The sequence below is a fragment of the Pseudarthrobacter sp. CC12 genome (assembly GCF_039907755.1).
In the GTDB taxonomy this organism is placed as follows: Bacteria; Actinomycetota; Actinomycetes; order Actinomycetales; family Micrococcaceae; genus Arthrobacter; species Arthrobacter niigatensis.
The window spans coordinates 80816-95436 of the sequence record NZ_JARDJH010000011.1 but is presented as its reverse complement, the minus strand read 5'-3'; the positions used below and the strand labels follow the sequence as shown (position 1 = coordinate 95436).

General features: G+C 66.8%; 10 protein-coding genes and 1 riboswitch. Of the genes, 9 read left to right on the top strand and 1 reads right to left on the bottom strand.

Going from position 1 to position 14621, the window contains the following annotated elements:
• Positions 1 to 38 precede the first annotated feature (38 nt).
• The 4 genes from ileS to ndk are packed head-to-tail and all read left to right on the top strand — an operon-like array spanning position 39 to position 5656.
• Positions 39 to 3356 carry an isoleucine--tRNA ligase gene (gene ileS, locus PV772_RS10495; protein WP_347886095.1) on the top strand — a complete coding sequence of 1106 codons (3318 nt, stop codon included), beginning with the start codon at positions 39 to 41 and terminating at the stop codon, positions 3354 to 3356.
• A gap of 3 nt (positions 3357 to 3359) precedes the next feature.
• Entirely contained in the window at positions 3360 to 4718 is a 1359-nt protein-coding gene (locus PV772_RS10490) for a folylpolyglutamate synthase/dihydrofolate synthase family protein (RefSeq protein WP_141160223.1), read from the top strand.
• 2 nt (positions 4719 to 4720) lie between these two features.
• A complete protein-coding gene (locus tag PV772_RS10485; RefSeq protein WP_347886103.1) occupies positions 4721 to 5185 on the top strand; it encodes a DUF4233 domain-containing protein in 465 nt (154 codons plus the stop codon).
• Between the two features lie 51 nt (positions 5186 to 5236).
• Positions 5237 to 5656: a nucleoside-diphosphate kinase gene (gene ndk / locus PV772_RS10480; protein ID WP_141160224.1), complete on the top strand. Its 420-nt coding sequence runs from the start codon at positions 5237 to 5239 to the stop codon at positions 5654 to 5656.
• A 63-nt stretch (positions 5657 to 5719) separates the two neighbouring features.
• Here the strand turns inward: ndk and PV772_RS10475 are convergent, their stop codons facing one another.
• Positions 5720 to 6388 (bottom strand): vitamin K epoxide reductase family protein, encoded by a 669-nt coding sequence (locus PV772_RS10475; RefSeq protein WP_347886094.1) that lies wholly within the window; start codon positions 6386 to 6388, stop codon positions 5720 to 5722.
• Between the two features lie 438 nt (positions 6389 to 6826).
• On the opposite strand from PV772_RS10475, the gene PV772_RS10470 reads away from it, so the two are divergent.
• The 5 genes from PV772_RS10470 to obgE all read left to right on the top strand — a co-directional run bounded on the left by PV772_RS10470 (position 6827) and on the right by obgE (position 14621).
• Positions 6827 to 10231, top strand: coding sequence for an Rne/Rng family ribonuclease (locus PV772_RS10470; RefSeq protein WP_347886093.1), 3405 nt, complete (start codon positions 6827 to 6829; stop codon positions 10229 to 10231).
• 159 nt (positions 10232 to 10390) lie between these two features.
• A riboswitch (TPP riboswitch) is annotated at positions 10391 to 10488 on the top strand.
• Positions 10489 to 10495: 7 nt separating this feature from the next.
• The gene (gene thiD / locus PV772_RS10465; RefSeq protein WP_347886102.1) at positions 10496 to 12016 is read left to right on the top strand and encodes a bifunctional hydroxymethylpyrimidine kinase/phosphomethylpyrimidine kinase; all 1521 of its coding nucleotides are present in this window, start codon (positions 10496 to 10498) and stop codon (positions 12014 to 12016) included.
• 262 nt (positions 12017 to 12278) lie between these two features.
• Complete coding sequence (gene rplU / locus PV772_RS10460) at positions 12279 to 12587, top strand: 50S ribosomal protein L21 (RefSeq protein ID WP_003803420.1); 309 nt, start codon at positions 12279 to 12281, stop codon at positions 12585 to 12587.
• Between the two features lie 63 nt (positions 12588 to 12650).
• Positions 12651 to 12914, top strand: coding sequence for a 50S ribosomal protein L27 (gene rpmA / locus PV772_RS10455; RefSeq protein WP_009372867.1), 264 nt, complete (start codon positions 12651 to 12653; stop codon positions 12912 to 12914).
• A gap of 117 nt (positions 12915 to 13031) precedes the next feature.
• Positions 13032 to 14621 (top strand): GTPase ObgE, encoded by a 1590-nt coding sequence (obgE, locus tag PV772_RS10450; RefSeq protein ID WP_141160227.1) that lies wholly within the window; start codon positions 13032 to 13034, stop codon positions 14619 to 14621.

The following is a 14621-nucleotide window of genomic DNA, read 5'->3' as shown; positions in this document are numbered from 1 at the left end:
CTGCCGGGGTTCACCACGCTCAACCCAGGATGTCGAACATGACGTTTTACCCCAAGGCCTCAGCCTCCAGCACCGGTTCCAACGGCAGCGCCGGCGTTTCCGCCTCCGTGAAGTTCCCGGAGATCGAAGAGCGCATCCTGAAGTACTGGGACCAGGACGGCACCTTCCAGGCCAGCATCGACCAGCGCAGTGCCGACGCCCCCGGCGGCGAGCCCGGCAGCAACGAATTCGTCTTCTACGACGGCCCGCCCTTCGCCAACGGCCTGCCGCACTACGGCCACCTCCTCACCGGCTACGCCAAGGACCTGGTGGGCCGCTACCAGACCCAGCGCGGCAAGCGCGTGGAGCGCCGCTTCGGCTGGGACACCCACGGCCTGCCTGCCGAGCTCGAGGCCATGAAACAGCTGGGGATGACGGACAAGACCCAGATCGAGGCCATGGGCATCGACAAGTTCAACGACGCCTGCCGCGCGTCCGTGATGAAGTACGCCGACGAATGGCGCAGCTACGTCACCCGCCAGGCACGCTGGGTGGACTTCGACAACGACTACAAGACCCTCAACGTCGAGTACATGGAGTCGGTCCTCTGGGCGTTCAAGCAGCTGCACGACAAAGGGCTGACCTACAACGGCTACCGCGTCCTGCCCTACTGCTGGAAGGACGAAACGCCGCTGTCCAACCACGAGCTGCGGATGGACGACGACGTTTACAAGAACCGCCAGGACCAGACCGTCACCGTCACGTTCCCCATCATGGCCGGCGGCTCCGCGCTGTCCAAGAAGCTCGACGGCGTGCAGGCCCTCGCCTGGACCACCACCCCCTGGACGCTGCCCACCAACGCCGCGCTCGCCGTCGGGCCTTCCATCACCTACGCCGTGCTGCCGGCCGGCCCCAACGGCATCAAGGCGGCCTCCGCCGACGCCCCGGTTACCGGGAGCTTCATGCTTGCAGCGGACCTGCTGGGCAGCTACGCCAAGGACCTTGGCTATGACAGCTTCGAGGATGCTGAAGCCGCCGTCGTATCCACCCACACCGGCGCCGAGCTGGAGGGTCTGGAATACCAGCGCCTCTGGGACGACTTCGCCGACAACGAGAAATACGGCATGGAGAACGCCTGGCGCTTCGTGGTGGCCGACTACGTCACCACCACGGACGGCACCGGCATCGTGCACCAGGCGCCCGCCTACGGTGAAGATGACCAGAAAGTCTGCGAGGAGGCAGGCATCCCCGTGGTGCTCTCCGTGGACGAGGGCGCAAAGTTCCTGCCGTTGTTCAAGCACGGCGACCTCCACGACATCGTGGGGCTGCAGGTCTTCGAGGCCAACAAGCCGATCACCCAGGTGCTCCGTGCCCAGGGCCGCCTGGTCCGCCAGGCCAGCTACGAGCACAGCTACCCGCACTGCTGGCGCTGCCGCAACCCCCTGATCTACCGTGCCGTGTCCTCCTGGTACGTGGAGGTCACCAAGTTCAAGGACCGGATGTCCGAACTGAACCAGGAGATCAACTGGATCCCCGGCAATGTCAAGGACGGCCAGTTCGGCAAGTGGCTCGAGAACGCGCGCGACTGGTCCATCAGCCGCAACCGCTTCTGGGGCAGCCCCATCCCCGTCTGGCAGTCCACGGACCCCGAGTACCCGCGCACGGACGTTTATGGCTCCCTGGCGGAAATCGAAGCCGACTTTGGCCGGCTGCCGCTGAACAAGGACGGACAGGTGGACCTGCACCGCCCGTTCATCGACGAGCTCACCAGGCCCAACCCGGACGATCCCCGCACGCCCGAAGAGGGCCAGTCTGTGATGCGCCGGGTGGAAGACGTCCTGGATGTCTGGTTCGACTCCGGCTCGATGCCGTACGGCCAGGTGCACTACCCATTTGAGAACGAGGCCTGGTTCAACACGCATAACCCTGCTGACTTCATCGTCGAATACATCGGTCAGACCCGCGGCTGGTTCTACATGCTGCACATCCTGTCCACAGCGCTGTTCGACCGGCCGGCGTTCCGGAACGTCATCAGCCACGGCATCGTGCTGGGCTCGGACGGGCAGAAGATGTCCAAGAGCCTGCGCAACTACCCGGACGTCTCCGAGGTCCTGGACCGCGACGGCTCCGACGCCATGCGCTGGTTCCTGATGTCCAGCCCCATCCTGCGCGGCGGCAACCTGATCGTCACCGAGCAAGGCATCCGCGACGGCGTGCGCCAGGTGATCCTGCCACTCTGGAACGTGTACAGCTTCTTCACGCTCTACACCAACGCTGCCGCCGCAGGACAGGGCTACGATGCGAAGCTGCGCTACGACGGCTATGCGGACACCCTGGACCAGTACCTGCTGGCCAACACCGGCGACCTGGTGCGAAACATGACCGTGCAGCTGGACACCTATGACATCTCCGGTGCCTGCGACTCGCTCCGCAGCTACCTGGACATGCTCACCAACTGGTACGTCCGCCGCAGCCGGCAGAGGTTCTTCGACGAGGACCAGGACGCCTTTGACGCCCTGTTCACCGCGCTGGAGACCGTCACCCGCGCTGCAGCCCCGCTGCTCCCGCTGGTCTCCGAGGAGATCTGGCGCGGCCTGACCGGCGGCCGCTCCGTGCACCTGGCCGACTGGCCGGACGCGGACCTCTTCCCCGCCAACCCCGCGCTGGTGGAGGCCATGGACCGGGTCCAGCAGATCTGCTCCACCGGGTCCTCGCTCCGCAAGGCAGCCAACCTACGGGTCCGCCTTCCCCTCCAGGAACTCACCGTCGTGGCACCCGGGGCGGATGTGCTGGAAGGCTTCGCCGCCGTCGTCGCCGATGAACTCAACCTGCGCTCCGTGCGCCTGCTCGACGCGGCCACCGCTTCCCCTGAAGAGTTCGGCATCCAGCAGAAGCTGGTGGTGAACGCCCGTGCCGCGGGCCCACGCCTGGGCAAGAACGTCCAGGTGGCCATCAAGGGATCCAAGTCCGGTGGCTGGTCCGTGGACGACGCCGGTGTGGTCACCGCGGGTGGGCTGCAACTGGAGCCCCAGGAGTACACGCTGGAGACGGTGGTGGCTGAGTCCGAGGGCGGGTCTGCCGCTGTTGCCGTGCTGCCCGGAGGCGGGTTCGTGGTCCTGAACACGGAGGTCACCCCCGAACTGGAGGCCGAAGGCCTGGCACGCGACATGGTCCGCGCCATCCAGCAGGCCCGCAAGGACGCCGGGCTCAACGTCAGCGACCGGATCCGGACAACGGTCACAGCCGCGCAGCACGTGGTGGATGCCCTGCTGGCCAACGCTGAACTGGTCAAGGGCGAGACGCTGACGGTAGAGCTGACCGCAGGGCCGGGCGATGTGTCCGAACCCGCCGTCGCAGTCGAAAAAGTGGAGGCCTAGGACATGACCGACGAATTCTCCGTGGAAAGCGTCTACGCCGAACTCCTGGGACGTGCGCCGGAAAACAAGATGGAACCCCGCCTCGCGCCGCTGTTCCGCGCCATGGATGTGCTCGGCGAGCCCAACAAGGCGTACCCGATCATCCACGTCACCGGAACCAACGGCAAGACCTCCACCTCGCGGATGATCGAATCCGTGCTCCGCGCCCATGGCCTGAGTACGGGGCGGTACACCAGCCCGCACCTGTCCAAGGTCACCGAACGGATCAGCATCGACGGCCACCCCGTGTCCGATGAGACGTTCGTTCGGATCTGGGACGAGATCAGGCCCTACCTGCAGATCGTGGACTCCGAACTGGAAGCCGAGGGCCAGCCCCGCCTGACCTACTTCGAGTGCCTCACCATCCTGGGCTTCGCCATCTTCGCCGACCAGCCCGTCAACGTGGCCATCATCGAAGTGGGCCTTGGCGGCATCACCGACGCCACCAACGTGGGCGACGGCCAGGTATCGGTGGTGACGCCGATTTCGCTGGACCACACGGACCTGCTGGGCGACACCACCGAGGACATCGCCTACGAAAAGGCCGGCATCATCAAGCCCGGCGGCTACCTCATCAGCGCAGCGCAACCCCTTGACGCGGCCCAGGTTCTGCTGGAAAAGGCCAAGGAAGTGGGTGTGCCTTTCCGCTTCGAGGGCGTTGAGTTCGGCGTCGAGTCACGGGCAGTGGCCGTGGGCGGGCAGATGGTCACCATCCAGGGCATCGCCGGCCGCTACCCGGACCTGCTGGTACCGCTGCACGGCGCCCACCAGGCGCAGAACGCCGCCGTGGCCGTGGCAGCCCTGGAAGCATTCTTCGGGGGCGAAAAGGAACTCGACTTCGAGGTCCTGCAGGAAGGGTTCGCCGCGGTGACGTCACCCGGGCGCCTCGAAGTGGTCCGCACCGCGCCCACAATCATCGTGGACGCCGCCCACAACCCCGACGGCATCAAGGCCTCGGCCGCCGCGCTGCAGGAAGCGTTCACCTTCACCCGGCTGGTTCCGGTGGTGGGAGTGCTCAAGGAGAAAGACGCAGAGGAGATCCTTCGCCAGCTCAAGGAATCCCTGGGGGGCGTGGCTGGGGAATACTGCTTCACCCAGTCCAACTCCCCGCGCGCCGTTCCCGCGGCGGAACTGGCGGAGCTGGCCATCGACCTGGGCTTCGGCGAGGACAACGTCCACGTCGCCGAGAAACTGGACGATGCACTGGAATGGGCTGTGGAACGGGCCGAGGCCAACGACGACCTTTCCGGCGGCGTGCTGGTCACAGGCTCGATCACCCTGGTGGCCGAGGCGCGGATCCTGCTCGGAAAAACGGAGGCATGACCATGGCCAGACTGACAAAAGCGCAGCGCGAGTGGCGGCCCGGCATGCCCAGGAAGCGGCGTTCCACCAAGGTCATGTTCGCCTCCACCGTGCTGCTGCTCGAAGCGTTTGTCATGTTCTTTGCCACGCTGGTGGTGTTTGGGCTGCGCCGCGGGGAATTCCCGCCCGCCCTGATCCTCGGCGTCGGCATTGCCCTCAGCGTGGTCATGGTCTTCGCCTGCGCGGTCCTCAACAAGCCCTGGGGCATCGGCCTTGGATCGGTCCTGCAGATCGTCCTGATCCTGACCGGCATTTTCGAGCCGGCCATGTTCCTGGTGGGCGCCCTCTTTGCGGTGGCCTGGTGGTACGGCATCCGCACCGGCATCCGGCTGGACCGGGAAGCCGCCCAGCGCGCCCGCGAACAGGCCGAATGGGAAGCCACGCACCCCGACCAGGCCGCGGGTCCCGCCCAACCGCAGACCCCATAAGCCAGTCCCCGTAGACTTGTCCCGAAACCCCACCAACGCATTGGAGCAGTTGTGACCACTGAGCGCACCCTCGTCCTGATCAAGCCCGACGGCGTCGCCCGTAACCTGACCGGGGCCATCCTGGCCCGCATCGAAGCCAAGGGCTACAGCCTTGTTGAGCTGAAGAAGGTTGACGCCACCCGTGAGCTCCTGGAGCAGCACTACGAGGAGCACGTTGGCAAGCCGTTCTACGAGCCCCTGGTGGAATTCATGCTCAGCGGCCCCGTGGTGGCGGCCATTTTCGAAGGCCACCGTGTCATCGAAGGCTTCCGCTCCCTGGCGGGCACCACGGACCCCACGACGGCGGCCCCCGGCACCATCCGCGGCGACTTCGGCCGGGACTGGGGCCTGAAGGTGCAGCAGAACCTGGTCCACGGCTCCGACTCGACTGAGTCAGCCGACCGGGAGATCAAGATCTGGTTCCAGGGCTGAGCGGCCCCGGAACAGCAAGAAGCCCTTGGTTCTTCGGAACCAAGGGCTTCTGTCGTCTGCGGCCTAAAAGCCCGAGGTACCCGCGAACACCTGGATGAACGCGAAGAAGATGGTGGCGATGACGGCAACATACAGCAGCGCCGTGATGATCCAGCCGGAATCGCCAAGGATGCGGGTTGCCCGGGCGGGCAGGGGGATGACGCCGGCCGTGATGTTCCGGATGGTGGTCCACACGAAGAGCGGGATCATGGCCGCCCAGACGATCATGCAGAACGGGCACAGGATGTGGATGGAGTACAGGGCCTGGGACCACAGCCAGACGACGAACGCGAAGCCGAGCGTGACTCCTGCCTGCAGCCCGAGCCAGTACCAGCGGGCAAAGGTCGCTCCGGACAGCAGGGCCATGCCCACCGTGATGGTGATGGCGAAGGCCACGATGCCGATAAACATGTTGGGGAAGCCGAAGAGGGAACTTTGCCAGGTCTGCATGACCTGGCCGCAGGAGATCCACGGATTCACGTCGCACACGGTGGTGTGGTTGGGGTCCTTGAGTACCTCGAGTTTTTCCAGGACCAGGGTTCCGGAAGCGAGCCAGCCGACGATTCCGGTGATGACCAGCAACCAACCAAAGGGCCGGTTGCGCGCCATCCGCGGAAGGCTTCCGGCGGCGCTGGCCTGCGGCTCGGCGGCCCGTTCCTGCTCGTGGGCGCTGACGGGGGAGATGCTGGGCATGGGTATGGCGTCCTTTTCGTCCGGTGCTCCTGTGCCTGATTGTAACGCCGCCGGCTGGAGCCACCACACAGGCAAAGGAACAGCAACGCCCGCTTCCGCTGCGATCCGGCGCGGGTATGAGAGAATGAACGTGGCTGGAAGCCGATCCACATTCGGACTCCGGTCCGGTGGTTTGTTCCCAAGACCGCCAATGATGAGCAGGGCAGGCTTCGGATTCTTCCGGCACACCCGCGACTCCATTGGGCGGCACCTGGTTGTAGCACGCAGCACAACGGGTTTTCAGAACATCCGCCGGCTCCCACGGGCTGCCGCACCCCAACGACGGTGCGAACCTGGGAGTATCCACTTGACTTCTGTCAATGCCTGCGGGTGTTGACAATATGTGCCCCAATGGGTGCCGGATGTGGCGGTACGTCAGGGGCAGGAGTGTTGCCACATATGGAGAATGACCAGGAACTCGCCGTTAACGATGAAGCAGCGGCTGCCGCGCCCAAGAGGGCACCGCGGACCCGCCGCAAGGCGGCACCCAAAACCGGGCATGCCCCTGCGGATGCCGTGACCAGCGCACCGGATGCCGATTCGGCCCCCGGTGGAGACCCGGCCGGTCAAGAAACCGCGGTTGAAGCAACCACCGTGGACGCAACCGCTGCCGAAGAAGCCGGCACTGCGCAGAAGGCGCCCGCCCGGCGCACCCGGGCCCGGAAGAAGGCCGACACCGCGGAACCCCTGCCTGCCTTCGCCGCTGACGCGGAGCGTGCTGCCGAAGTGGCGACCGTTGACGCGCCGGCCGCAGTTCCGGACCCCGGCGCCGGCAGCCCTGCCGTTCCTGCCCAGGAGGCAACGGCAGATCCCGAAACCAAGCCGGTCCGCCGCCGTCGGGTAGCCACCCGCAAGGCTGCCTCTCCAGCCGCCGCCCCCGCAGCCGACTCCGCGGGAACGGCTGGTGAAACACCTGCCTCCGCAGTCCCGGAGGCAGTGCTGCCGGAGGCCGCTGACCAGATCGCCGAACAGGACGTGGAGCAGGCGAACGTGCCCGCCGGGCAGGAAGCCGTTCCTGCAACGGAAGGGGCTCCGGCACCGGAGCAGCCCACGGAAGCGCCGGCAGTGGAAGACGGCGAGGCCGCCGCTGCCGCCAGCCCCTTCGGCTCGCTGTTCCTGGAACCCGCTTCCCCCACCTCAGTACTCTTCCAGGCCCCGGACCTCAGCACCGTAGTCCGGCCCGCAGCTTCGGCCACCGCGGAGCCTGAGGAAGAAGAATCCGAAGACGCCGAGGATTCCTCCAGCCGCCGCCGTCGCCGCAGCCGTGGCCGCAGGGGCCGCAGCCGCATCGGTGGTACGGCGGAGGAGGACAACGAGGACAGCGGTTCCGATGCTGAGGACGAGTCCGACGAGGACAACGCAGGCCAGGTGGAAGACGGCGTGACGTCCCGCCGCCGCCGTCGCCGCCGCCGCGGTGACCAGGACCTTGAGCTGACCGGTGGGGAAGACGACGATCCGCCCAATACGGTGACGAGGGTCCGTGCGCCGCGCGCGGTCAGTGAAGCGCCGGTCAACAACCGGGTCACCAGCGTCAAGGGCTCCACCCGCCTTGAGGCCAAGAAGCAGCGCCGCCGCGAATCCCGCGACACCGGCCGCCGCCGCACGGTGATCACCGAAGCCGAGTTCCTGGCCCGCCGCGAATCCGTGGACCGCCAGATGATCGTGCGCCAGCGCGATGACAGAATCCAGATCGGCGTCCTCGAAGACGGCGTCCTGGCAGAGCACTTCGTGTCCAAGACCCAGCAGGATTCGTTGATCGGCAACGTGTACCTGGGCAAGGTCCAGAACGTGCTGCCATCCATGGAAGCGGCGTTCGTGGACATCGGACGCGGCCGCAACGCCGTCCTGTACGCCGGCGAGGTCAACTGGGAAGCCGTCAACCTGGAGGGCAAGCAGCGCCGCATTGAGAACGCGCTCAAGTCCGGCGACACCGTGCTGGTCCAGGTCACCAAGGACCCGGTGGGCCACAAGGGTGCCCGCCTCACCAGCCAGATCTCCCTGCCCGGCCGCTACCTGGTGTACGTCCCCGGCGGTTCCATGACGGGCATCTCCCGGAAGCTGCCCGACGTCGAACGCAACCGGCTCAAGCGCATCCTCAAGGACCGCCTTCCCGAGCACGCCGGCGTCATTGTCCGCACCGCCGCCGAGGGCGCTTCCGAGGAAGAGCTCACGCACGACATCAACCGGCTGCGCGCCCAGTGGGAAGGCATCGAAAGCCAGTCCACCTCCACCAAGATCCTGGCCCCCGAGCTCCTCTACGGCGAACCCGACCTGACCATCAAGGTGGTCCGTGACGTCTTCAACGAGGACTTCTCCAAGCTCATCGTTTCCGGCGAGGAGGCCTGGGACACCATCGAGGCCTACGTCACCTACGTGGCGCCGGACCTTGTGGGCCGGCTCGAGAAGTGGACCAAGGACCAGGACATCTTCTCCGCCTGGCGAATCGACGAACAGATCCACAAAGCCCTCGAACGGAAGGTCTTCCTGCCCTCCGGCGGCTCCCTGGTGATCGACCGCACCGAGGCCATGACCGTGGTGGACGTCAACACGGGCAAGTTCACCGGCAGCGGCGGCAACCTCGAGGAAACCGTCACCAAGAACAACCTCGAAGCGGCCGAGGAAGTGGTGCGCCAGCTGCGGCTGCGCGACATCGGCGGCATCATCGTGATCGACTTCATCGACATGGTGCTCGAATCCAACCGCGACCTGGTCCTGCGCCGCCTGGTTGAGTGCCTGGGCCGGGACCGGACCAAGCACCAGGTTGCCGAGGTGACCTCACTCGGCCTGGTCCAGATGACGCGCAAGCGCATGGGCACCGGCCTGCTGGAGGTGTTCGGCGAGCAGTGCGAGGCCTGCGCCGGCCGGGGCGTCGTGACCCACGACGATCCCGTGGAGCACCGCCGGGCCAACACGGTGGCGGCCGAGCACCACGTCCAGCGCACCGACAACCGGCCCGAAACCCGTGCGGAGGCCCGCCCGGAAGCGCAGCGGAACGACGCCCAGCCCGGTGTCCGGTCCGAACGCAAGCGGCGGCGGGGACGCGGCGGCCAGCAGCCCGAGGCTGCCCCGGCACCTGCCGTCCATGTCCACACCGTCCAGCCGGACCCGTCCGACGCCGAGCGGCACGCCAAGGCGGAGGCAACCAGGCTTGCCCTGGCGAACATCGCCGCTGCCGCCCATGCGGCCCACCTGCACGACGACGAGGTAGCGGCTGCCCGGCAGGTGCCGGCCGCGGAGCCCGCGCAGGTACCCGTTGAGGAGAAGCACGACGCCGATGCCCCGGCACGTCCCGCAGCCGTCCTCACGTTCGGCGGCGAGGAAGTCCCGCTTCCGTTCGTGGAGCACGCCGGGGAACAGCATCCGAAGCCTGCCCTGACGCTGGACCGGCTTGCGGAAGCATTCGCACACCTGGGCCAGCCGGCTTCCCCTGTGGGACATGCGCCTGCCAATCAGGCAGAGGCTCTGCAGGCAGCAGAAGAGGCAGCACCGGAGCAGCCGGCCGGCGCAGGGGCGGCGGGAGCCCGCGCCGGTGCCGCTCCTGAGGCGTCCCCTGAAAAGGACTATTCGGACCACACGCTGGAGCAGTCCCGGCAGCGCCGGCCCCGGCGCCACCGGGCCGCCAGCCGTGCCCAGGGTGCCGCCAACGAGACCGCCGTCCAGCACCATGAAAACGTCCAGGCTGATGCCGGTGGGCACTCGCACGCAGCGAAGGCCCCCGAACCCGCGAAGGACCAGCCGGAACCGCGGAAGGCGGCCGAGGAACCCATCATCCTCGGCGTCGGGGTGCCTGCCTCGGAACTCTAGGCACAGGAGCTTCCAGCCAGGAATCCCCGTCCTGCGCATCGGTCCACCCGGATTACCGGGGGTACCGTGCGGGGCGGGGATTCCTGCCGTTGCGGGAGGGCCCATTTTTGCGGCGGCCGTTGTCACCTTTTTCCCGGGTGCGGCACACGGGCTAGGGTAGGAACCGACACGGGGTGCCGCGCAGCAGGCCGGCTGAGATCCAGACCCGTTGAACCTGTCCGGCTAGTACCGGCGAAGGGATGTCTCTTGTCTTCGACCCTTTCCATGCCCCTGCCAGCTTCCTCCGCCGCCGGCACCGGGCTGCCAACCGGCCGGGAAGTCCCGCGGGTCCTGTCCATCGCCGGCTCCGACCCGTCCGGGGGCGCAGGCATCCAGGCCGACCTGAAAAGCATTGCCGCCCACGGCGGTTACGGCATGGCAGCCATCACGGCCCTGACGGCGCAGAACACGTGCGGTGTACAGGCAGTCCACGTTCCTCCCGCAGCCTTCCTGGCACAGCAGCTGGACGCGGTCAGCGATGATATCTCCATTGACGCCGTCAAGATCGGCATGCTGGGGGACGAGGCCGTGATCCGCACTGTCCGGCACTGGCTGGAGAAGGTCCGTCCCGCCGTCGTTGTCCTGGACCCGGTGATGGTGGCCACCAGCGGCGACCGGCTGCTGAAAGAGTCCGCCGAGGCCGCCCTCCGGGACATCTTGCCCCTGGCCCACCTCATTACCCCCAACCTGCCGGAGCTTGCCATGCTGGTGGGCGCGGATCCAGCAGACAGCTGGGCGGCAGCGCTGGAGCAGGGGAGGCGCCTGGCGGATGCCACCGGCGCCACCATCCTTGTCAAGGGCGGGCACCTGGCGGGTGCGGACTGCCCGGATGCGCTGGTCAATACGGCAGGCCTCCTGCCAGGGGAAGTGGTGGAGGTGCAGGGAAACCGCATCGACACGCGCAACAGCCACGGCACCGGCTGTTCCCTTTCCTCCGCGATGGCCACCGTCCAGGCACGCCTTGGCGACTGGGAGGCATCGCTCCGAACGGTCAAGCCATGGCTGGCCGGCGCCCTTGAGAAGTCGGAGCAGCTTGAAGTGGGCCGGGGAAACGGCCCCGTGCACCATTTCCACCACGTGCGGCCGGCCCTCGCGGAAGGCGCTTTCGCTGCCCGGCTGTGGACGGAAGCCCAGCAGGACCTGGCGGACATCTACGCCCTGGACTTCATCCACGGCCTGGCCACCGGGGACCTGGCCGAGAAGGACTTCGCCTACTACCTGGCGCAGGATGCCCTGTACCTGAACGGCTACTCCCGGGTCCTTGCCCGGGCGAGTGCCCTGGCCCCGTCAGAAGGGGAGCAGCTGTTCTGGGCCGGATCATCGCAGCAGTGCCTGGAAGTGGAGTCGGAGCTGCACCGCTCGTGGCTCAGCACCCGCCCCGCCCAGGGCGGACTTGGCCCCGTCACCAAGGCCTACGTGGACCACCTCACCGCAGCATCGGCGTCGGGAAGCTACGCCGTCCTGGCCGCCGCCGTCCTGCCCTGCTTCTGGCTTTACGCCGAAGTCGGGGAAAAGCTGCACGCCCGGTTCCTTGCCTCGGGAGAGCCGGGCGGCCACGCCTACGCAGCCTGGCTCCGGACCTACGCGGACGAGGGCTTCGCCGAGGCCACCCGCCGGGCCATCGCCATCGTGGACGCAGCAGGGCGGAAGGCCTCCGACCACGAACGCGCGGCGATGGTGACTGCGTTCAAGCAGTCCTGCCGCCTGGAAGTGGAATTCTTCGACGCGCCGAGGTTGCATTCCTGAACCCTGCGGGCAGCGCCGCCGCTATGATGGAGTCCATGGTTGCGGTGCTGCCTGTCGGAGTGTGGTTACTACCACACCCGGGCCGCCGGAACCAGCCTCATTTGCGGCCGTAGATGGATTTAGCGTATTCTGGATCTTCGGTGCTTACGCCAACACTTGGGTTATGACCCCACGGCGTTGAGGCACAGCGCGAACCCTGGCTTTTTTGAGTCGGTTCCGCACGCAAATTTTGTAATAAACGTCGAGAGAAGTGAGTTCCCAAGTGGTGTACGCGATTGTCCGCGCAGGCGGCCGCCAAGAGAAGGTTTCCGTTGGAGACTTCGTTACCCTGAACCGCGTCGCCGGTGGAGCCGGCAGCACCATTGAGCTGCCCGCACTGCTCCTGGTTGATGGTGACAAGGTCACCTCCGCCGCCGCTGACCTGGCCAAGGTAACTGTTACGGCTGAAATCCTCCAGGACCTGCGTGGTCCTAAGATTGTCATCCAGAAGTTCAAGAACAAGACCGGCTACAAGAAGCGCCAGGGTCACCGCCAGGAACTGACCAAGGTCAAGATCACCGGCATCAAGTAACCACCGCGGTTACTGTTCAGGCATTTCAACAGATTCCCCAGAATTTAGAGGCAGGCATTTCAGATGGCACATAAAAAGGGCGCGAGCTCCACTCGCAACGGTCGCGATTCCAACGCTCAGTACCTCGGCGTCAAGCGCTTCGGCGGCCAGGTTGTTTCCGCCGGCGAGATCATCGTCCGCCAGCGTGGCACCCACTTCCACCCCGGCGCCGGCGTTGGCCGTGGCGGTGACGACACCCTGTTCGCACTGACCCCGGGCGCCGTTGAATTCGGCACCCGCCGCGGTCGTCGCGTAGTCAACATCGTTGCTGCTGCAGCTGCAGAGTAACAACCAGTTCTGAAGCGGTGGAGCGGGCCTGAGGGTCCGCTCCACTGTTCTTTTAACAGCATTACAATCGATGTGGCGTCCCCGGGCGCCCCATAAACAGCACCTGAGGAGATCCACGTGGCCAGCTTTGTAGACCGGGTAGTACTGCATGTATCCGGCGGAACCGGCGGCCATGGTTGCGTCTCCGTCCACCGCGAGAAGTTCAAGCCACTCGGCGGTCCCGACGGCGGGAACGGCGGCAACGGCGGCGACGTGATCCTGCGCGTGGACCACCAGACCACTACGCTCCTCGACTACCACCACGCACCGCACCGGCACGCGAGCAACGGCGGCCCCGGCATGGGCGACTGGCGCGGCGGCAAGAACGGCGAGACCCTGATCCTCCCCGTTCCGGACGGCACGGTGGTCAAGACCAAGGACGGCGAAGTCCTGGCCGACCTCGTGGGGGAAGGCGCCGAGTTCGTGGCAGCCGCCGGCGGCCTGGGCGGGCTCGGCAACGCTGCCCTGTCCTCACAGAAGCGCCGCGCCCCCGGCTTCGCGCTGCTCGGCATCGAGGGGGATTCCCGGGACATCGTCCTGGAACTCAAGAGCATTGCCGACATCGCGCTGGTGGGCTTCCCGTCAGCGGGCAAGTCCAGCTTGATTGCAGCCATGTCCGCCGCCCGGCCCAAGATCGCCGACTACCCGTTCACCACCCTGGTTCCCAACCTCGGCGTGGTGCAGGCCGGCGACGTACGGTTCACCATCGCCGACGTCCCCGGCCTCATCGAGGGCGCCAGTGAGGGGCGGGGCCTGGGCCACAACTTCCTCCGCCACGTCGAGCGCTGTGCGGCCCTGGTCCATGTGCTGGACTGCGGCACCCTTGAATCGGACCGGGACCCGCTCACGGACCTCGCCATCATCGAGGGTGAGCTGGAGAAGTACGCCGTCGACATGAGCTATGCCGGCCAGGACGGTGAAGTGGTTCCCCTGAACCACCGCCCACGGCTGGTCGCGTTGAACAAGGTGGACCTGCCCGACGGCAAGGACATGGCGGAATTCGTGCGTCCGGAGCTCGAGTCGCGCGGCTACCGTGTGTTCGAAGTATCCGCCACCAGCCATGAGGGCCTGCGCCAGCTCGGTTTCGCCATGGCGGAGATCGTCAAGGCAGCCCGGGATGCGGTGGCTGCCGCACCGCCCAAGGTGCAGCCTGCGGTGCTGCGGCCGCGTGCAGTCAACGAAGCCGGGTTCAAGATCCGCCGCGAGGAAAAGAACCTGGAACCGCTGTTCCGCGTCCTGGGCGAAAAGCCCGTGCGCTGGGTCAAGCAGACCGACTTCACCAACGAAGAGGCCATCGGCTACCTGGCGGACCGGCTCGCCCGGCTCGGCGTTGAAACCGAACTGTTCAAGCAGGGCGCCAAGCCCGGTGACACCGTGGTCATTGGCGAGGACGACGGCGTGGTGTTCGACTGGGAGCCCACCATGATGGCAGGGGCTGAGCTCCTGGCGTCGCCGCGCGGCACCGACGTCCGGTTCGCCGATATCGGCGACCGCCCCACCCGCAGCCAGAAGCGCGAAGAGCAGCAGGAGCGCCGCGACGCCAAGGCTGCCGCCCGGGCGGAGCTCGAGGCAGAGCGGAAGGCCGGGATCTGGACCGAGTCCGTCAGCGGCCGCCGTGCCGCCCAGCCCGTCAAGGAAAGCGGACTGGAAGCGGACGATGACCTCTAG